General features: G+C 69.3%; 15 protein-coding genes. 8 read left to right on the plus strand and 7 right to left on the minus strand.

Annotated elements, in window-relative coordinates:
• Together LIG30_RS22530 and LIG30_RS22535 are read left to right on the plus strand one after the other, a co-directional pair.
• Nucleotides 1–1,190, plus strand: a 1,190-nt coding sequence (locus LIG30_RS22530; RefSeq protein ID WP_038715653.1) for a gamma-glutamyl-gamma-aminobutyrate hydrolase family protein, incomplete at its 5' end; no start/stop codon positions are given.
• 109 nt (nucleotides 1,191–1,299) lie between these two features.
• Nucleotides 1,300–1,992: a DUF2968 domain-containing protein gene (locus LIG30_RS22535; RefSeq protein WP_038715654.1), complete on the plus strand. Its 693-nt coding sequence runs from the start codon at nucleotides 1,300–1,302 to the stop codon at nucleotides 1,990–1,992.
• A 128-nt stretch (nucleotides 1,993–2,120) separates the two neighbouring features.
• On the opposite strand, the gene LIG30_RS22540 is transcribed toward LIG30_RS22535, so the two are convergent.
• Nucleotides 2,121–3,020 (minus strand): hypothetical protein, encoded by a 900-nt coding sequence (locus LIG30_RS22540; RefSeq protein WP_051995145.1) that lies wholly within the window; start codon nucleotides 3,018–3,020, stop codon nucleotides 2,121–2,123.
• Between the two features lie 299 nt (nucleotides 3,021–3,319).
• On the minus strand, nucleotides 3,320–5,158 hold the full coding sequence (locus LIG30_RS22545; RefSeq protein WP_038715657.1) for a tetratricopeptide repeat protein: 1,839 nt from the start codon (nucleotides 5,156–5,158) through the stop codon (nucleotides 3,320–3,322).
• A 132-nt stretch (nucleotides 5,159–5,290) separates the two neighbouring features.
• Here LIG30_RS22545 and LIG30_RS22550 point away from each other — a divergent pair, with 132 nt between their 5' ends.
• The gene (locus tag LIG30_RS22550) at nucleotides 5,291–6,934 is read left to right on the plus strand and encodes an FAD-dependent monooxygenase (RefSeq protein WP_038715711.1); all 1,644 of its coding nucleotides are present in this window, start codon (nucleotides 5,291–5,293) and stop codon (nucleotides 6,932–6,934) included.
• Nucleotides 6,935–6,944: 10 nt separating this feature from the next.
• Here the strand turns inward: LIG30_RS22550 and LIG30_RS22555 are convergent, their stop codons facing one another.
• From LIG30_RS22555 to LIG30_RS22570, 4 genes are read right to left on the minus strand one after another with little or no spacing between them, the layout of a single operon-like run.
• Nucleotides 6,945–7,196, minus strand: a complete 252-nt coding sequence (locus LIG30_RS22555; protein ID WP_038715658.1) for a formate dehydrogenase subunit delta — start codon at nucleotides 7,194–7,196, stop codon at nucleotides 6,945–6,947.
• Between the two features lie 7 nt (nucleotides 7,197–7,203).
• Nucleotides 7,204–10,170: a formate dehydrogenase subunit alpha gene (gene fdhF, locus LIG30_RS22560; RefSeq protein ID WP_038715660.1), complete on the minus strand. Its 2,967-nt coding sequence runs from the start codon at nucleotides 10,168–10,170 to the stop codon at nucleotides 7,204–7,206.
• Between the two features lie 17 nt (nucleotides 10,171–10,187).
• Nucleotides 10,188–11,765, minus strand: a complete 1,578-nt coding sequence (locus LIG30_RS22565) for a formate dehydrogenase beta subunit (protein WP_038715661.1) — start codon at nucleotides 11,763–11,765, stop codon at nucleotides 10,188–10,190.
• Nucleotides 11,762–12,262: an NAD(P)H-dependent oxidoreductase subunit E gene (locus LIG30_RS22570; protein ID WP_038715662.1), complete on the minus strand. Its 501-nt coding sequence runs from the start codon at nucleotides 12,260–12,262 to the stop codon at nucleotides 11,762–11,764. Before LIG30_RS22570 ends, LIG30_RS22565 begins: the two co-directional genes overlap by 4 nt.
• A gap of 131 nt (nucleotides 12,263–12,393) precedes the next feature.
• On the opposite strand from LIG30_RS22570, the gene LIG30_RS22575 reads away from it, so the two are divergent.
• The 5 genes from LIG30_RS22575 to LIG30_RS22600 all read left to right on the plus strand — a co-directional run bounded on the left by LIG30_RS22575 (nucleotide 12,394) and on the right by LIG30_RS22600 (nucleotide 17,125).
• Complete coding sequence (locus LIG30_RS22575; RefSeq protein WP_038715664.1) at nucleotides 12,394–13,494, plus strand: substrate-binding domain-containing protein; 1,101 nt, start codon at nucleotides 12,394–12,396, stop codon at nucleotides 13,492–13,494.
• A 101-nt stretch (nucleotides 13,495–13,595) separates the two neighbouring features.
• Nucleotides 13,596–13,865, plus strand: a complete 270-nt coding sequence (locus LIG30_RS22580) for a hypothetical protein (RefSeq protein WP_038715667.1) — start codon at nucleotides 13,596–13,598, stop codon at nucleotides 13,863–13,865.
• 454 nt (nucleotides 13,866–14,319) lie between these two features.
• Nucleotides 14,320–14,664: a DUF4148 domain-containing protein gene (locus LIG30_RS22590; protein WP_038715669.1), complete on the plus strand. Its 345-nt coding sequence runs from the start codon at nucleotides 14,320–14,322 to the stop codon at nucleotides 14,662–14,664.
• A gap of 324 nt (nucleotides 14,665–14,988) precedes the next feature.
• A complete protein-coding gene (locus LIG30_RS22595; protein ID WP_235510368.1) occupies nucleotides 14,989–16,014 on the plus strand; it encodes a hypothetical protein in 1,026 nt (341 codons plus the stop codon).
• A gap of 106 nt (nucleotides 16,015–16,120) precedes the next feature.
• On the plus strand, nucleotides 16,121–17,125 hold the full coding sequence (locus LIG30_RS22600) for a 2Fe-2S iron-sulfur cluster-binding protein (RefSeq protein WP_200929727.1): 1,005 nt from the start codon (nucleotides 16,121–16,123) through the stop codon (nucleotides 17,123–17,125).
• Nucleotides 17,126–17,307: 182 nt separating this feature from the next.
• Here LIG30_RS22600 and LIG30_RS22605 read toward each other — a convergent pair whose 3' ends face one another.
• Nucleotides 17,308–17,859 carry a flavin reductase gene (locus LIG30_RS22605; RefSeq protein WP_038715713.1) on the minus strand — a complete coding sequence of 184 codons (552 nt, stop codon included), beginning with the start codon at nucleotides 17,857–17,859 and terminating at the stop codon, nucleotides 17,308–17,310.

Raw genomic sequence — 17,859 nt, forward strand, 5'->3', positions numbered from 1 at the left:
CCGCTGCCGGCCCGGCCGGCACGCCGCCTTCTTCCTCCGATCCCGCCCGCGCGCAAGCGCCGTCCGCGCCTGGCGCGCAGCCCACCCCCGGCGTGCAGGTGAGTGCGTTTGCGGCACAGGTCGCGGCCGCGCAGGAGGCCGCCGACGCGGGGCCGCCGCCGGTCACGCCGGCGGCCGAACAGGGCGCACAGGGGGCATCGGGCGGCGCGGCGCCGGGAACCGGCAAGCCGGGCGCTCCGCCGCCCGGCTTCGGCGCGCAGCCCGATTTCGACACGCCGCGGCCGCCGCCCGCGCCCGCGCACGCGCCGGCGCCCGCGTATCTGAAGCAGAGCGACACGCCCTGGTCGGTATTCGGCCGGATCATCGCGGCGCGCGCGCGCCGCCTGTTCGACCGGGCCGGGCAGCGCATCACGCAGCGCACGCTGCGCATCGGCGTGTCGGCGCGCATCTTCCATCCAGAACCGGGCGCGCCGGGGCTGCGCGGCAAGACGCTGCAATATCTGGAGGAGTCGATCGCGCACTGGGTGATGTCGCGCGACGTGCTGGTGTTCATGATTCCGACGGTCGGCCATCAGGGCATGCTGCACCCGAGCAACATTCGCTTGCGCGACTACGCGAAGCATCTCGACGGCCTGCTGCTGCAAGGCGGCGCGGACGTGTCGCCGCAGACCTACGCGGCGTCGGACGCGCGGCCGGAATGGCCGGGCGACCGCGTGCGCGACATGTACGAGCTGGAGCTGCTGCACGAGTTCGTCGAATCCGGCAAGCCGGTGCTCGGCGTGTGCCGGGGCTGCCAGCTGATCAACGTCGCGTTCGGCGGCTCGCTGTATCAGGATATCGCGACCGACGTGCCGACCGCGCACGCGCACGTGAGCGAGCATTACGACCAGCATCGCCACGCGGTCCGCTTCCCCGAAGGCTCGACACTCGCAGGCATGTTCCCCGGGCGGCACGAGGCGATCGTCAACTCGATCCACCATCAGGCGATCCGCGACCTCGGCCGCGACCTGAGCATCGAGGCCGTGTCTTCCGCGGACGGGATCATCGAGGGGATTCGCTACCGGCGCGCGCCTTTTGTCGTGGGCGTGCAATGGCACCCGGAGTTCCACCGCGCCGGCGGTCCGGAACTGCTCGACTGCACGCCGCTGCTCGACACGTTTCTGCGCGCGGCGCGAGAGACGCGGCTATAGCGCGGGCGCGCGCCGTCAGGTGTCGCCGCATCGCGATTGAAATCAAGATGCGGCGAAAGCGTTTTCGACGATAATCGTTTGTTACCGATTCGATCGCCGGAGTCAGACGTTGGCCTTCCGAACCCTATCCCTCTCGGCCCGCCGCGCAATGTGCGCGGTCGCCGTCGCGGCATGTACGCATGCCGGCGCCGTGTGGTGCGCCGATGAGACCGCCCCTGTAGCCGGCACGCGTCCGGCCGTGACCAGTTTGAGCGGCGACGCCGCGCCCGCCCCGAATGACCCGAACGGCGACACGCAAGGCAATGTCGCCGAGCTGACGCAGATGCTGCGCGACGGCAAGATCGTCGAAATGCGGACGACCTACAACGGCAGCTACGGTTCGAGCCTGATGTTCTATCCGCAGGAAATGACGTACTACGTCACGCTGTTCCAGGACAGGCACCTGTGGCGCGTGATCAAGTCGCAGGACAAGGCCCGAGCGGAAATGGTATATGCGAACTTCGCACAGCAGACCGTTCAGCTGTCCGACATCGAGATCCGCCGCACCGAGCTGCAAGCGCAAAAGGCGTTTCTCGAGCGCGTGATTGCGCTGTCGGCCGAACGCGCGCAGCGGCTGCAGGCGGACCTGAACATCGCCCGCACGCAGCGGGCCGAGGTCGACGCGCGGCAGAAGGCGGAGCAGGCTCAGGCGCAGGCGCTGCAGGTGGAGAAGCGCGCGGCGCAGGCGCAGTTGCGCGCGTTGCAGGAGCAGGTGCAGCAGCTGCAGCGTCAGACGGAGATGGGGTTGCCCGCGCACAAGTAGCGATGCGCGGCATCGCGTTCTGTCGAGAAGCCCGGCGATTGACGTGAACTACGCCCCAAAGGTTGGATCTGGGTCCAGCTTTTGGGAGGAAGTTCAGACGTTCGCCGGGCTTTTTTGTGACGTGGCGCTCAACGCGCGAAGGCGTCCGGCGCGTCGGTGAGGCGCCGGTGGGTCAGCCTGGCCGACCAATCGGCATCCGTGCCGGACGACGGTGCGGCGCGCGTGAGCGCGGGACGCTCGGCACGCAATGCGTCGGCCATCGCGATCAACGTGCGCGGATCGTCGAGCGCACCGTCGTGGGCAGGCGGCTCGGCAGGGATCGCGGCGCGGACCGCGGGTGGCGCCGGCCGTGGCCGCGTGGCGACGCGCTCGGCTTCGCCAGCCGGCGGGGCGGCCGGGGAGGCGACACGCCGCGTCGGCGCTGGCTGACGCTCCGCCGCCGGCGGGTGTGGCGGCGGCTCGGCGCGCGGCTTCGCGTTGCGTGCCGGTGCGGTGTCGTACCTGTCGGCGTCGGCCGGCAGATGGGCGTTGACAGGCGGTGCCGGCGTGGCATCTTGCGATGGTGTGGGGGCGATCGTTGCGGCTCTGATGCGTCCTGTCACGGTGTGTTGCTCCACCGGCTGCGTGGTACGGGCTGGTATCGCGAACGGCAAGCGCGCGGCATCCGGCGCCGCGCTGGCGGCCGATTGCGCTTCCCGGACCGGCGCGACCAGCCTGGCCGGCGGTTCATGTGCGACGATGAGCCAGCCGATGAGCGTGAGCGCGCCAACCGTCCAGCAGGTGGCGTACGTGCCGCGATGCGCGCGCGCCTCGAATGGGCGTGGCGCTGCCGCGCGCAGTGCCGTGGCTGGCGGTGTCGCCGCTGCGGCGGCCGGCGAATCGAGCGGCATCCAGCGACACGCGCGATGCGGCGCCTTGACGTCGATGCACGATGTCACCAGTTCGGCGAGATAGGCTTTGCCGGATCGCGCGCCGGGCACGCTGCGAAACGTCCACTCGCGGCCGAATGGAACGCCCTTGAGCGGCATGAGCCTCGGGCGGGCAAGCTCGCCTTCGACAGGAACGAATGACGATGGATTCATGGAGAAGCGCCGGGCGGTCGTGACCGTTGGTCGTGCGCGCCAACGACGTCGATATTAACGACAGCATTTTGACCGGCGGGGTATCTCACGTCGATCAGACTGGTCCGAAAGTTCGTGAGCGTCCCCGGTCGGCCGTCACGCCGCGGCGCGCCTTGCCCGGCGGCCGTGTCATGAAGCGTGGGGCGCGCGCCATCATCGGCGGACGATGCCGGCGACGCGCGTCGCCGGCCGCACGCATGGGCCGCTCACGCGCCGCGCAACGCGTCGGCGATCGCGTTCACGACGGCCTCCCATTGCCCCGGCGCGGGCTGCCGCACGAGCCGCGCCTGCGGATACCACGGAGATTCCGGCCCGGTGAACCATCGCCAGTCGGCCGCGAACGGCAGCATCAGCCACAGCGGCTTGCCGAGCGCGCCTGCGAGGTGCGCGACCGCGGTATCGACCGCGACGACGCCGTCGAGCCGTTCGATCAGTGCCGCCGTCTCGGCGAAATCGGTGAGCCTGCCGTCGAGGTGGTGCAGGCGCGGATGCGCGGCGAACCGCGCGCGATCGGCGTCGTCGACGGACGGCTGCAGCACGATCCAGTCGATGTCCGGCAGCGCGAGCAGCGGGTCGAGCGCCGCGAGCGGCATCGAGCGGTTGTCCCGGGCCTGCCGCCGGCCGGACCAGACGATGCCGAACTTGCGTTTCGCGTGCCCGCCGAGCGAGCCGCGAAAACGTCGGCGCGTCGCGTCGGGCGCGCCGACGTAACGCGTGTCGGGCGGGATGTCGCGTGCGCCCAGCCCGAGCGCGAACGGCAGGCTCAACAACGTGCATGCGACATCCGCGGCGGGCGGCTTTGCGTCGCCCTGCGCGACGAGCGACACCCGCCAGCGGGCGGCGGCCGGCGCGAGCAGCGCGACGAGCTCGGGTTGCACCTCGAGGACGACGTGCGCGCATCGCGCGCGGGCGAGCGGCACGAAGCGGACGAACTGCAGCGTGTCGCCGAAGCCCTGCTCCGCGCGGATCAGCAGCGTGTGCGACGGGATCGGTTCGCCATGCCAGCGCGGCAGGCCGCCGAGCTGCGTTGCGCCGGGCGTCTCGTGACGCGCCTCGTAGGCCGGCAGGCCGCGCGCGAAGTCGCGCAACGTCAGCAGCGTGACCGCGCGGTGCAGCTGCGCGAGCTTCAGGTCCGGCGCGACGCGCAGCGCCTGGTCGAACGCGCGCAACGCCATCTCGTGCGCGCCGAGCGCGTGATGCGCGGTGCCCAGATTGAGCCAGGCGAGGCCGAACGCCGGATCGAGGCCGACCGCGCGCTCGTAGCAGAGCAGAGCGTCGCGGTGCCGATCCTGTGCGCAGAGCGCGTTCGCGAGGCCGAACAGCGCGAGCGGAAAGGGCGGGTGCAGCGCGAGTGCGGCCTCGAACGCCGCGGCCGCTTCCGCGTGACGGCCGATCGCGTCCAGTGTGTTGCCGAGATTGAAGTGCGCGGCGACGAAGCGCGGCTGCGCGTCGATCGCCGCGCGAAAATGCGCGACGGCTTCGTCCGCGCGGCCCATCGCGCTCAACGCCATCGCGAGATTGTTATGCGCGCCCGCGTGGCCCGGCCGCAGTTCGAGCGCGCGATGGAACGCGGCCAGCGCGTCGTCGTGGCGGCCGATCGCGTTCAGCGCGTTGCCGAGATTGTTGTGGATCGATGCGTCGTCGGGCGTGAGCCGCAGCGCGCGCTCGAACGCGGCGGCCGCGTCGTGGTGGCGCTGCAGCGCCGCATACGCGTTGCCGAGGTTGTAATGGGCGGGCGGAAACTCGGGCGCGAGCGTGAGCGCGTTGCGAAAACGCTCGATCGCCTCGTCCAGGCGGCCGAGCGCCCGCAGCGCGTTGCCGAGATTCAGTTGCAGCGCGGCATCGTCCGGACGCAGCGCGACCGCGCGGCCGACGAGGTCGGCCGCTTCGGCATGCTGCCCTTGCTGATGCCGCAGCACGCCGAACAGATGCAGCGCGTCGGCGTCGGCGGGATTGGCGGCGAGCGCGGCGCGGTAGCCGTGCTCGGCGTCGGCGTGGCGGCCGGCGCGGTGCGCGGCGTACGCTCGGTCGAAAGCGGAATCCATGACGCGAAAACAAACGGGAAAGCCGTATTTTCCCATACCCGCGGACGATATCGGATCGGCCGTCCGTCCGGCATATGGCCCCCTCACGCGGAGCGGCGTAGACTTGCATCGTCGCCTGTCATCGAGGTGCTCATGGTCGACGAACTGCCCGCCATCCCGCCCGTGCTGATCGTCGGCGCGGGGCCGACCGGCCTCGCGGCCGCGATGAGCCTTGCGCGCGCGCACGTGCCGCTGCGCATCATCGACATGGCCGAGCGCCCCGCGCCCTGTTCGCGGGCGATCGGCATCCAGGCGCGCACGCTCGAGTTGCTGGAGCAGCACCGCGCCGTCGAGCCGTTTCTCGCGCGCGGGCACCGCGCGCATGCGGCGAGCCTGCACGCGGACGGCCGCGTGATCGCGCGGCTCGATTTCGATCCGCTGCAAACGCGCTATCCGTATCTGCTGCTTCTCGATCAAAGCGTGACGGAAGGGTTGCTGGCCGAGCACCTCGCGGGGCTCGGCGTGACGGTCGAGCGCGGCGTGACGCTGACCGCGTGCAACGTCGACGGCAGCGTGCTGCTCGACGTGACGCTCCGCGACAGCCACGGCGCAGAGGAGAAACTCGCGCCGCCGTACCTGATCGCTGCCGACGGCGCGCACAGCGCGGTGCGTCACCTGCTCGGCGTCGGCTTCGTGGGCCGGCCGTTCGAGCAGACGTTCCTGCTCGCCGATCTCGCGGCGACGCCCGACTGGCCGGACGACGAGATCCATCTGTTCTCGACGGCCGACGGCATCGCCGGCCTGTTTCCGATGGGCGGCGGGCGCTACCGGCTGGTGGCGGACCGGCCGCCCGACAACGGCGTGCTGCCGGGCGAGCATGGCCCGTCGCTCGCGCAATGCAGGGAGATCGTGCGTGCGCGCCTGAGGGCGGAGGTCGATCTGAGCGACCTCACGTGGTCGTCCTATTTCCATCTGCACAGCCGCATGGTGGAGCACCTGCGGCACGGCCGGGTGTTCTTCGCGGGAGATGCCGCGCATGTCCACAGCCCGGCGGGCGCGCAGGGGATGAACACCGGCATTCAGGAAGCGTTCAATCTCGGCTGGAAGCTCGCGCGGGTGCTCGGCGCACACGCGCCGGAGCGCCTGCTCGATACGTACCATGTCGAGCGTCACCCGATCGAGCGCGACGTGCTGCGACAGGCGAGCGTCCTGACGCAGATCGTCGAAGCGGATCGCGGGCCGCTGAAGCTGCTGCGCGATCACGTCGTGCCGTTGCTCGCGTCGTTCGGGCCGATGCGTGATGCGATGCGCCGGAGCGTCAGCGAACTGGCGGTCCAGTACCGCAAGAGCCCGCTGACCCTCGAGCGCGTGCTCGACGGCGGCCCGCGCGCGGGCGAACGCGCACCCGATGCGCTCGTTCACGTTGTCGACGGTCCGCTCGGCAAGGCGCCCGGCGTCGCGCGGCTGTTCGACCTGCACGAGCCGGCGAGCTTCACGCTGCTGCTGCTGGAAGAACCGGCGCCGGACGACGCGCCGCCGCCCGGCACGGCGGACGCGCAAGCGCTCGCGCAGGCGCTCGAACGGATCATGCCGGGCGCCGTGCGGGTGTGGCGCATCACCGATACCGATGGCAACGGCGCGCCCGGGCTCGCGGACACCTACGGCCGTTCGCGCCCGTCGTTCTATCTGCTGCGGCCCGACGGCTACGTCGCCGCGCGCGGTCGACCGGCGTCCGACGCGAATGCGTTGCTGCGGCACTGCGAGACGTGGCTTTCCGGGCCGCCGCCGGCCGCGTAGCGGGGCGCGATCAGGCGGGCGAGTCTGCCGGCGCGAGCGTGTCGCGGTAGGCCGCGATCGCCTCGCGGACGATCGGCGACGCGCGTTGCGCCGCGTCGCCGGCCGGATCCGCGAGCGCCGCGAGCAGCGCGCGGCGCATGCGCGGCTCCCAGAAACGCCGGATATGGTCGGCGATGCCGGCGAGCGCTTCGTCGTGGTCGGGCATCGACGCGAAGAACGCGCCGATCTGGTTGGCCATGTCGATCAGGTGTTCGGCGTTCATCGCGACCTCACTTGCCGGTCGCCGGCGCGCTTGCCCGGCGCTGCAGCAGATCGAGCTGCTCCGCGTTGAAGCGGGCGTACGCGCGCTGCCAGTCCGACGGTTGCGCGACCGGCATCACCTGCACCGCCGTCACCTTGTACTCGGGGCAGTTGGTCGCCCAGTCGGAGCTGTCGGTCGTGATCACGTTCGCACCTGATTCGGGGAAGTGGAACGTCGTATACACGACGCCCGGCTGCATCCGCCCGGTCACGAGCGCGCGCATCACCGTGTGCCCGGCGCGCGACTCGATGCCGACCCAGTCGTCGTGGCGGATGCCGCGTTCCTGCGCGTCGTGCGGATGGATTTCCAGACGGTCCTCCTGATGCCACTGAACGTTGTCGGTGCGGCGCGTCTGCGCGCCGACGTTGTATTGCGACAGGATGCGCCCCGTCGTCAGGATCAGCGGATAGCGCTGCGTGACCTTTTCCGGCGACGGGATGAACTGCGTGATCACGAACTTGCCCTTGCCGCGCACGAACCCGTCCGTGTGCATGGTCGGCGTGCCTTCCGGCGCGTGTGCATTGCACGGCCACTGGATGCTGCCGAGCGCCTCGAGCTTCGCATACGACACGCCCGAGAAGGTGGGCGTGAGCCGCGCGATCTCGTCCATGATCTCGGACGGATGCGCGTAATGCATCTCGTAGCCGAGCGCGCGGGCGAGCATCAGCGTCACCTCCCAGTCGGCGTAGCCGGCGAGCGGCGGCATCACCTTGCGCACGCGCGAGATGCGGCGCTCGGCGTTCGTGAACGTGCCGTCCTTCTCCAGGAACGACGCGCCCGGCAGGAACACGTGCGCGTACTTGGCCGTCTCGTTCAGGAAGATGTCCTGCACGACGATGCATTCCATCGCCGACAGCGCCGCCGCGACGTGCTGCGTGTTCGGGTCGGACTGGACGATGTCTTCGCCCTGGCAGTAGAGCCCCTTGAAGCTGCCGTCGAGCGCGGCGTCGAACATGTTGGGGATGCGCAGGCCGGGTTCCGGCTGGAGCTTCGCCGACCATGCCGCTTCGAACAGCGCGCGCACGCTCGCGTCGCCGATGTGGCGGTAGCCGGGCAGCTCGTGCGGGAACGAGCCCATGTCGCACGAGCCCTGCACGTTGTTCTGGCCGCGCAGCGGATTGACGCCGACGCCTTCGCGGCCGATGTTGCCGGTCGCCATCGCGAGGTTCGCGATGCCCATCACCGTCGTCGAGCCCTGCGCGTGCTCGGTCACGCCGAGCCCGTAGTAAATCGCCGCGCGCCCCCTGGACGTTCCGGCGGGATGGCCGCCTGTCGCGTACAGGCGCGCCGCCGCGCGCACCGTCTCGGCGCTCACGCCAGTCATGGCGGCGGTTGCTTCCGGCGAATTCTCGGCGCGCGAGACGAACGCGCGCCACTGCTCGAACGCGCGCGTCTCGCAGCGCTCGGCGACGAACGCGTCGTCGACGAGCCCTTCGGTGACGATCACATGCGCGAGCGCGTTGACGATCGCGACATTGGTGCCAGGGCGCAGCTGCAGGTGATGCACGGCTTTCACGTGCGGGCCGTCGACCAGGTCGATGCGGCGCGGGTCGATGACGATCAGCTTCGCGCCTTCGCGCACGCGGCGCTTCAGGCGCGATGCGAACACCGGGTGGCCGTCGGTGGGGTTCGCGCCGATCACGACGATCACGTCGGCCTGGCCGATCGACGCGAAGGTCTGCGTGCCCGCCGATTCGCCGAGCGTCGTCTTGAGCCCGTAGCCGGTCGGCGAATGGCATACGCGCGCGCAGGTGTCGACGTTGTTGTTGCCGAACGCCGCGCGCACGAGCTTCTGCACGAGATAGGTCTCTTCGTTCGTGCAGCGCGACGACGTGATGCCGCCGATCGAGTCGCGGCCGTACTGCGCCTGCAGGCGGCGGAATTGCGCGGCGGCGTAGGCGATCGCCTCGTCCCAGCCGACCTCGCGCCACGGATCGGTGATCCGCTCGCGGATCATCGGCTTCGTGATGCGGTCCTTGTGCGTCGCATAGCCCCACGCGAAGCGCCCCTTCACGCACGCGTGGCCCTCGTTCGCCTGTCCGTTCCGGTGCGGCGTCATGCGCACGACCTGCGTGCCTTTCATCTCCGCCTTCAGCGAGCAGCCGACGCCGCAGTACGCGCAGGTCGTCACGACCGCATGCTCCGGCTGGCCGAGCCGTACGACCGACTTCTCCTGAAGCGTCGCGGTCGGGCAGGCCGCGACGCAGGCGCCGCACGACACGCACTCGGATGCCATGAACGGCTCGCTTTCGCCGGCGGCGACGCGCGACGCGAAGCCGCGCGACGCGATTGTCAGCGCGAACGTGCCTTGCGTTTCCTCGCACGCGCGCACGCAGCGGTTGCAGACGATGCATTTCGACGGGTCGTACGTGAAATACGGATTCGACGCGTCCGGCGCGTCGTGCAGATGATTCGCGCCGTCGAAGCCGTAACGCACCTCGCGCAGGCCGACGACGCCCGCCATGTCCTGCAGCTCGCAGTCGCCGTTGGCGGGGCAGGTCAGGCAGTCGAGCGGATGATCGGAGATGTACAGCTCCATTACGTTGCGGCGCAGCGACTGCAGCCGGTCGGATTGCGTGCGCACCTTCATGCCCGCTTCGGCGGGCGTCGTGCACGACGCCGGATAGCCGCGCCGGCCCTCGATCTCGACCAGGCACAGCCGGCACGATCCGAACGGTTCGAGCGAATCGGTCGCGCAGAGCTTCGGCACGTTGACGCCGGCCTCGATCGCCGCACGCATCACCGACGTGCCGGCCGGCACCGTCACCGGGCGGCCGTCGATCTCGAGCGTGACGTCGACGTCGGCGTGACTCGGCGGCGTGCCGTAATCCGTGTCGTCGAACGGATCGCGCCGGCTGGCCGACGCGGCTTGTTTGCACGCGCATTGGCCCGAGCCGCAGCCGCCTTGGGGGGAATTCGACTTACCGAGGGACATGCAAGGCTCCTTCGTGGTCAGGCAGCTGCCTGAGCCGGGCTGGACGCGGCGCGCTGGCCGTCGGCGAGCCCGAAATCTTCGGGAAAGTGTTCGAGCGCGGACAGCACCGGGTAGGGCGTCATGCCACCCATCGCGCAGAGCGAGCCGGCGACCATCGTGTCGCACAGATCGCGCAACAGTGTGACCTGTCGTTCGGACGTGTCGCCGTGGCGGATGCGCGCGATGGTCTCGACGCCGCGCGTCGAGCCGATCCGGCACGGCGTGCACTTGCCGCACGATTCGAGCGCGCAGAACTTCATCGCGTATTCGGCGAGCTCGGCGAGGTTCGACGTATCGTCGTGCAGCACGATGCCGCCGTGGCCCACCACGGCGCCGATCGCCGCATAGGCCTCGTAGTCGAGCGGCACGTCCCATTGATGCTCGGGCAGGTAGGTGCCGAGCGGGCCGCCGACCTGCGCGGCGCGCGCCGGGCGCCCGCTCGCGGTGCCGCCGCCGAAGTCGAACAGCAGTTCGCGCAGCGTGACGCCGAACGCCAGTTCGACGAGACCGCCGTGCCGGATGTTGCCGGCGAGCTGGAACGGCAGCGTGCCGCGCGAGCGGCCCATGCCGAAGTCGCGGTAGAACGCTGCGCCGCGCGCGAAGATCACCGGCGCGGTCGCGAGCGTGATCGCGTTGTTGACGACGGTCGGCTGGCCGAACAGGCCCGCGAGCGCGGGCAGCGGCGGCTTCGCGCGCACGATGCCGCGCTTGCCTTCGAGCGATTCGAGCAGCGCGGTTTCCTCGCCGCAGACGTACGAGCCCGCGCCCTTCGCGACGTGCAGCTCGAACGCGTGCGCGGAGCCGAGCACGTGTTCGCCGAGCCAGCCAGCGTCGCGTGCCCGCGCGATCGCCGCTTCGAGCGTCGCGATCGCGTGCGGGTATTCGCTGCGCACGTAAATGTGTCCAATCGTTGCGCCGGTCGCGATTCCGGCGATGATCATCCCTTCGATCAGGCAGTAGGGATCGCCTTCCATCAACAGGCGGTCGGAGAACGTGCCGGAATCGCCTTCGTCCGCATTGCAGACGACGTATTTCTGCGCGGCGCGCGCGTTCCGCACCGTGCGCCACTTGATCCCGGCCGGGAATGCGGCGCCGCCGCGGCCGCGCAGGCCGGATTCGATCAGCGTCTCGCAGGCGGCATCGCCGCCGAGCGCGAGCGCGTTCTTCAGCCCGGCGAGACCGCCGTACCGCAGGTAGTCGTCGATCGACAGCGGATCGGTCAGCCCGATCCGCGCGAACGTCAGCCGCTGCTGGCGTGCGAGATAAGGCAGCGCGTCGACGAGGCCGACGCCGCTCGAGTGCGCGCCGCCGTCGAGCCAGCCGGCGTCGAACAGTGCCGGTACGTCGGCCGCCGACAGGTTCGCGTAGCCGACGCGGCCGGCCGCGGTGCCGATTTCGACGAGCGGTTCGAGCCAGAGCAGGCCGCGCGAGCCGTTGCGGACCAGCTCGATCGCGATGCCGCGCCGCCCGGCCTCGGCGGCGATCGCGGCCGCGAGCGCGTCGGCGCCGAGCGCCAGCGCGGACGAATCGCGCGGGACGTAGATGCGGGTCGTCATGCGGGCTCCTTCGCGTGGGCGACGGCATCGGCGACGAGCGCGTCGAACTTCTCGGGCGTGACCTTCGCGTGCAGCACGCCGTTGATCATCATCGACGGGGATTGCGCGCACAGCCCGAGACAGTAGACCGATTCGAGCGCGACCTCGGGTGGTGCGCCGCCGTCCGGCACTTCGCCGTGCGCGGCGTCGAACGTGCAGCCGGTGCGGGCCTCGGCGTGCGCGGCGAGCGCTTCGCAGCCCATGCTGCGGCATGCCTCGGCGCGGCACATCTGGACTGTCACGCGCGCCGGCGGCGCGGTGCGGAAGTGGTGGTAGTAGGTGAGCACGCCGTGGACTTCGGCGCGTGACAGGTTGAGCGCCTTCGCGAGCAGCGCGACGCAGCCGGGCGGCACGTAGCCGGCGTCGTCCTGAATCGCGTGCAGGATCGCGACGAGCGACCTGTCCGCGCGCGCGTGGCGCTCGACGAGGACGTCGGGCGCGACGGAAATCGGGGACATCTGTTATGCTCCTCCAAAGTCCCATATGCGCTTGCGTTTCATATAGTGCGCACGTCGGCTTTGTATTGATTGATTTCTGTCAACGATAAGCGGATCGTTTTGTCACCGCAATAGGAATCGGAAGTGCATAAATGATTCGGGTCGAATGCGACGCCTATCTGACCGTGCGCGACAGCGACGGGCGTTCGGCCAGCGTCACGGACGTCGCGCCGCTGCTCGAGCTCGTCGCCGAGACCGGCAGCATCGCGCAGGCGGCGCAGGTGAGAGGGCTGTCGTACCGGCACGCGTGGGGGCTGCTGCGCGCGCTGGAGGCATGCGTGGGCGGCGCGCTGATCGAGACCGCGCGGGGCAAGGGCTCGGCGCTGTCCGAGCTGGGGCGCGCGGTGATCGATGCGCAGGGCCTCGCCCGCAGCCGCCTCGACGCGAACCTGCGCGCGCTCGCCGCCGAAATCGGCAGCGACCTGAACCGGCGGCTCGCGCGCCATGACGGCGCGGTGAGGATTCACGCGTCGCATGGCTATGCGGTCGCGGCGCTCGTGTCGTCGCTCGTCGACGCGCATGCGGCGGTCGACATCAAATACCGCGAGAGCGTCGAGGCGATGCAGGCGCTTGCGCGGGGCGAGTGCGAACTGGCGGGCTTTCACTTGCCGCGCGGCGCGTTTCGCGCGCAATGCGCGCAGATCTACCGGCCGTGGCTCGACGATGCGCGTCACGTGCTGGTTCACCTGACGCGGCGCAAGCAGGGATTGTTTGTGGCGCGCGGCAATCCCAAGCGTGTCGACGGGCTGTCCGACCTGGCGCGCGACGATATCCGCTTCGTCAACCGCCAGCCCGGCTCGGGAACGCGCATGCTGCTCGACCTTGCGCTGCGCGAGGTCGGGGTCGATCCGGAGCGCATCAATGGCTATGCGTCGGCCGAGCTGACCCATTCCGCGATTGCCGCGTTCGTCGCGAGCGGCATGGCGGACCTGGGTTTCGGCGTGGAGCCGGCCGCGCATCACTTCGGGCTCGATTTCATTCCGGTCGTCGACGAGGATTACTACTTTGCGTGCGAGCGCGCCCGGCTCGACGACGCGCCGCTCGCCCAGGTGCTGGCGCTGCTGCGCGATGCGCGCTACCACGCGAGCGTCGCGTGTCTCGACGGCTACGATCCGGCCGCATGCGGCACGCTGACCGACGTGGCGGCGGGGCTCTCGGGCGACGGCGAGCCGGCGTCGCGCAATGCGCGGTAACGAAGGTTCCGGCGCGTGCCGCTGCAACGGCGGGTGATTTGCGCTACGCTTGCCGCTTGATCAACGTCCCAACAAGCACGCCGGCCAGGCGTCGTTCCGTCATGAAGCTATGTGTTCCTCTTTCCGCGGCAGCGTTGGCCGCGGGACTTCTCGTCGCCGTTTCGCCGCTCGCGTTCGCGCAGAATTCGCCGGGCGTGCCGGGCGGTATCCTGAGCGACGAGTTTCGCCTGAATGAGCACCCGCAGATGCCGTTTGCGGCGTCCGCGCCGTCGAACAAATACCAACCCACCAAGAAAAGCGCGCTGCGCCGCAAGGGCGACAATGGCGATCCGAACGGTTGCAACCTGAAGTGCCCGCTGGACGGCGAGTGACCCCCGGCTCCGTGCCCGTGGCGTGACCTGGCGGGTTGCGCGCTCGTGCGCGGCAGAAATGCGTGTTGCCGCGCCGGGAAGGCGCGGCCACGGTCATCCCCTGCGCGCCTGCGCCGCCGCAACTTGCCGCGTCCGGCGGCAGCGCTTCATCGCAAGCCCCGCGCGGCGATCCGCTTCGCGGGGCTTGTGCATTTCCTGCGCATGCGGCGCGTAACAGGCGCGATTTCACGCGAAATCCATGTTTCGGCCGGAGCGATGCGGCTCCGCCCGTTCGCGCTGACCGGTGCGGCGGTTGCGCTCGGGTAGCGCTGGTTATAGTGGTTTACCCGCACTCGGAAACAGTATCTTCCCGAAAGCTGCCTTATTCTTAAGCACCTGCTTCCATACACTTCAGTCATCAGCTTCGAACAACATGTTCGTTGCATGAATAAACAAATCCTGGAGGTAGGTCATCATGAAGTCGCTCGTTCAAATCGCCGTCGTAGCCGCTGTACTCGTCGCACCTGTCGTGTCGTTCGCCCAGTCGAACGCGCCGGTGACCCGCGCGCAAGTGCGCGCCGAGCTAATCCAGCTCGAAAAGGCCGGCTACAACCCCGCACGTGGTGAGGATCCGTACTATCCGGCGTCGATTCAGGCTGCCCAGGCCCGTGTCGCGCAGCAGAACGCGGTCGCGCAGCAAGGTAACGATGCGAGCGGCTACGGTGCGCAAGCGCAGGGCGCGTCGGCTTCCGGCTCGCGCGCGGCGGGTGTGCGTCCGGCCACTGCCGAAGACATGAAGTCGCTGTATCGCGGCAGCTAAGCCGCCACCTGGGCGGATGCGGCAGGGACGACGACCGGTCGCCCCGAGTGCCGCGAGGTCGAATGGAAGAGGCCGGGCCGGGATCGCACGTCGAGCGATCCCGGCCCGGCCTCGTTTGCATGTGCGGGATGGCGCCGAGACGCGGCGACGGATGACGCGCGCGGGGAGGGAGGCGCGTCGACGTGCGACAGATGGTCGCGCCATCTTAATCTCGGAGGGTGACTCGCTTAATATTAACAGACCGACCGGACGGTTAATTAATTAGGGCGCTGCGGCGACCGGTCGGTGATCCGCGCAGCGCATGCCCATTCAGGAGGAAGACACGTGAGTCATTACGAAAAGATTGCGCACACCATGGAGTTCCCGCCGGCTACGCCGCAGCCCAATGTCTACCCGCTCAGCTGGCATGCCGGCACCGCGAAGCTCGAGGAAGTGTGGGATGCGTCGCAACGCGAGTACTGGGACGTCAAGAAGCTGCCGTGGAACACCTTCGACCCGGCGCGCTACACGTGGGAAGAGCGTGAGGCGATCGCATACTGGTGGACGCTGCTTTCCGTGTTCGACGCTTCGGCGCCGCCCGTTTTCGCCGAGGCGTTCATCAAGACTTACGAGGTCCACGAGGAGGACGCGGTGCGCCGCTGCTTCTTCTCGGTCACGCGCGACGAGCAGAACCACGAGCAGATGTGCGGCGAGGCGATCACGCGCCTGCTCGATCATCCCGATCCGATCACGTACGTGCCGAAGACCGAACTCGGCAAGCGCCTGCAGAAGAACGCGAAGTGGCTCTACTTCAATGGCGGCCGCTACTGGGACGGCTACAAGGCAGCCGTGCCGAAGTATCCGCTCGCCGTGCTGTTCAGCTCGTTCCTGATGGGCGAGATCGCCGCCGCGACGATCTTCCACCAGATGGCAGCAGGCTGCACCGAGCCGGTCTTCAAGGAAGGCTTCCGCAATATCGGCCGGGATGAGGGCCGCCACATGGCGATCTGCATGGCGCTGATGGAGCGCGACTACCCGAAGATGGAGCTCGACAACAAGGAACTCATCACGAAGCAGGTTCGCGCCGGCTATCTGTTCCTGTCGGCGGTGCTGTTCGAGCCGCCGATGGACTTCTGGGATCTGCCGTCCGACTTCATCGAGAACCAGCGCGAAGGCGAAGCCGCGGCGCGCCGCGCGGGCTTCATGATTCCCGAGTACGAGACGAAGAAGGAGAACTGGCGTAACGCGATGCTCAACCTCAAGGGCGTGCTCGACCGCTACGGCATCGCGTTCCCCGCGATTCCGGAGGTCGGCATCAGCGGTAAGGAAATCCTTGACATCGACATGAAGGACATCATTCCGGTGTTCTAGGCGCATCTTCGGTCACGCGCAACTCCATACGGCCGCGCACCACGCGCGGCAGTTTATTTTGTCGTACTGATTTGGAGCGAATAATCGAATGAGCGAGATCCGCTTGATGCCTTCGGGCAAAACGGTCGACTGCCTGCCGGGCGACACCGTCCTGCAGGCGCTGGAGCGCAAGGGCTATGCGCTGCCGAACAACTGCCGTGCGGGCGCATGCGGCGAATGCAAGGTAAAGGTGCTGTCTGGCGAGTTCGACCAGGGGATGGTGCTCGACATGGCGTTGTCGAAGGCGGAGCGCAGCGACGGCTACGGGCTGATGTGCATGGCCAAGCCGCTTTCCGACGTGCTCGAAATCGAATGGGGCAGCGACGACGCCATGCCGAAGCTGTTCCCGCCGTCCGATGGCATGCCGTACGTGCTGGTCGACCGGATCGAGCGCACGGCGCGGATCGTCGAGCTGAGGCTGCGTCCGCTCGGTACGCCGATGCGCTTCTGGCCGGGCCAGTACGTGACGCTCGGCGACGCGCCGTGCGGCATTCCGGCCCGCTGTTACTCGCTCGCGAACGCACCGAGGCCCGACGGCGAGATCGTTCTTCAGGTGACGCGCGCGGAAGCGGGCGTGACGTCCGTGTGGATTCACGACCGGCTCAAATCCGGCGACATCGTGCGCGTGTCGGGGCCTTACGGCACGTTCGTCGGCGATCCGTCGGCCGAGACGCCGGTGCTGTGCCTCGCCGCCGGCTCGGGCCTCGCGCCGATCCTGTCGCTGACCGACGCGGCGTTGCGGCGAGGCTTTCGTCATCCGGTGACACTGCTGTTCTCGGCGAAGACCGCCAGCGACATCTACGATGCGGGACTGCTCGCGTACTGGCAGAGCGTGTACCGCAATTTCCGTTTCGTGCCGACGCTCACGCAGGCGCGCGCGCCCGGAATGCGGCATGGGCGCATCCCGGCGCTGCTGCCCGAGATGTACCCGGATCTGAGCGCCTACAGCGTGTTCATCGCGGGCTCGCCGGAGTTTGCCGATGCGTGTGTCGAGGCCGTCCGCGAACGGGGCGCGCGCGATGGCTTCATTCACGTCGAGGGCTACGTGTCGCAGAACGTCGTCTGCGAATGATTTCCGGGAAGCGGGGGCTTGAGGGGGGGCGCGTGCCGGCGATGCGTGCCGGCGCGTACACCCTCCGGCAGCGCGTCTGCCCGTTCATTCGATACCCGGTGGCCGTCCTGCCATAAATCGCCGCCCACCCGGCGCGCGCGGGTGGGCGGCGACAGTCGTCGCGACCGGTGCTGCCGGCCGGCCTACTGCGGCACGCGGCGGAAGCCGCCGTTCAGATAGACCAGCGCGTCGCCGTCGCTGCGCTCGCGCGTCGCAAGCACTTCGCACAGGAACGCATGGTGGGTGCTTTCGTCGAACACCTTGATCACCCGGCAGTCGAAGCATGCCAGTGCGCCAGCGAGCGCCGGCGCGCCGGTCGCCAGCGCCTGCCAGTCGCCGAAGCCGAAACGCGCGTCGCCCTGTATCCCCGGCAGCATGCCGGCGAAGGCCTTCGCGATTTCCTCCTGGTCGCCGGCAAGCACGTTGACGCACAGCGCGCCACTGTTCAGCACGACCGGGCTCGCCACGACGTTCTTGTTGACGAACACCACCAGCCTGGGCGGGTCGGTGGTCACCGAGCAGACCGCCGTCGCGGTCAGGCCGGCCCGCGACGCCTCGTGGCGGGCCGAAATGATCGAGACGCCGGCCGCGAAGCGGCGCATGCCGATGCGATGATCGTCGGCGCTGACCGTCGGCAGCGCCGCCAGTTCGTCATTGGCGCGCCACTCCAGAAGCTGATTGATGTGCTGACTCAT

The sequence above is a fragment of the Burkholderia sp. lig30 genome, assembly GCF_000687455.2.
GTDB lineage: Bacteria > Pseudomonadota > Gammaproteobacteria > Burkholderiales > Burkholderiaceae > Burkholderia.

Coding starts and splice junctions, on each gene's coding strand:
- LIG30_RS22575 (WP_038715664.1), top strand. CDS start 12,394: ATGATTCGGGTCGAATGCGACGCCTATCTGACCGTGCGCGACAGCGAC.
- LIG30_RS22580 (WP_038715667.1), top strand. CDS start 13,596: ATGAAGCTATGTGTTCCTCTTTCCGCGGCAGCGTTGGCCGCGGGACTT.
- LIG30_RS22600 (WP_200929727.1), top strand. CDS start 16,121: ATGCCTTCGGGCAAAACGGTCGACTGCCTGCCGGGCGACACCGTCCTG.
- LIG30_RS22555 (WP_038715658.1), bottom strand. CDS start 7,196: ATGAACGCCGAACACCTGATCGACATGGCCAACCAGATCGGCGCGTTC.
- LIG30_RS22590 (WP_038715669.1), top strand. CDS start 14,320: ATGAAGTCGCTCGTTCAAATCGCCGTCGTAGCCGCTGTACTCGTCGCA.
- LIG30_RS22540 (WP_051995145.1), bottom strand. CDS start 3,020: ATGCCGCTCAAGGGCGTTCCATTCGGCCGCGAGTGGACGTTTCGCAGC.
- LIG30_RS22565 (WP_038715661.1), bottom strand. CDS start 11,765: ATGACGACCCGCATCTACGTCCCGCGCGATTCGTCCGCGCTGGCGCTC.
- LIG30_RS22605 (WP_038715713.1), bottom strand. CDS start 17,859: ATGAGTCAGCACATCAATCAGCTTCTGGAGTGGCGCGCCAATGACGAA.
- fdhF (WP_038715660.1), bottom strand. CDS start 10,170: ATGTCCCTCGGTAAGTCGAATTCCCCCCAAGGCGGCTGCGGCTCGGGC.
- LIG30_RS22550 (WP_038715711.1), top strand. CDS start 5,291: ATGGTCGACGAACTGCCCGCCATCCCGCCCGTGCTGATCGTCGGCGCG.
- LIG30_RS22545 (WP_038715657.1), bottom strand. CDS start 5,158: ATGGATTCCGCTTTCGACCGAGCGTACGCCGCGCACCGCGCCGGCCGC.
- LIG30_RS22570 (WP_038715662.1), bottom strand. CDS start 12,262: ATGTCCCCGATTTCCGTCGCGCCCGACGTCCTCGTCGAGCGCCACGCG.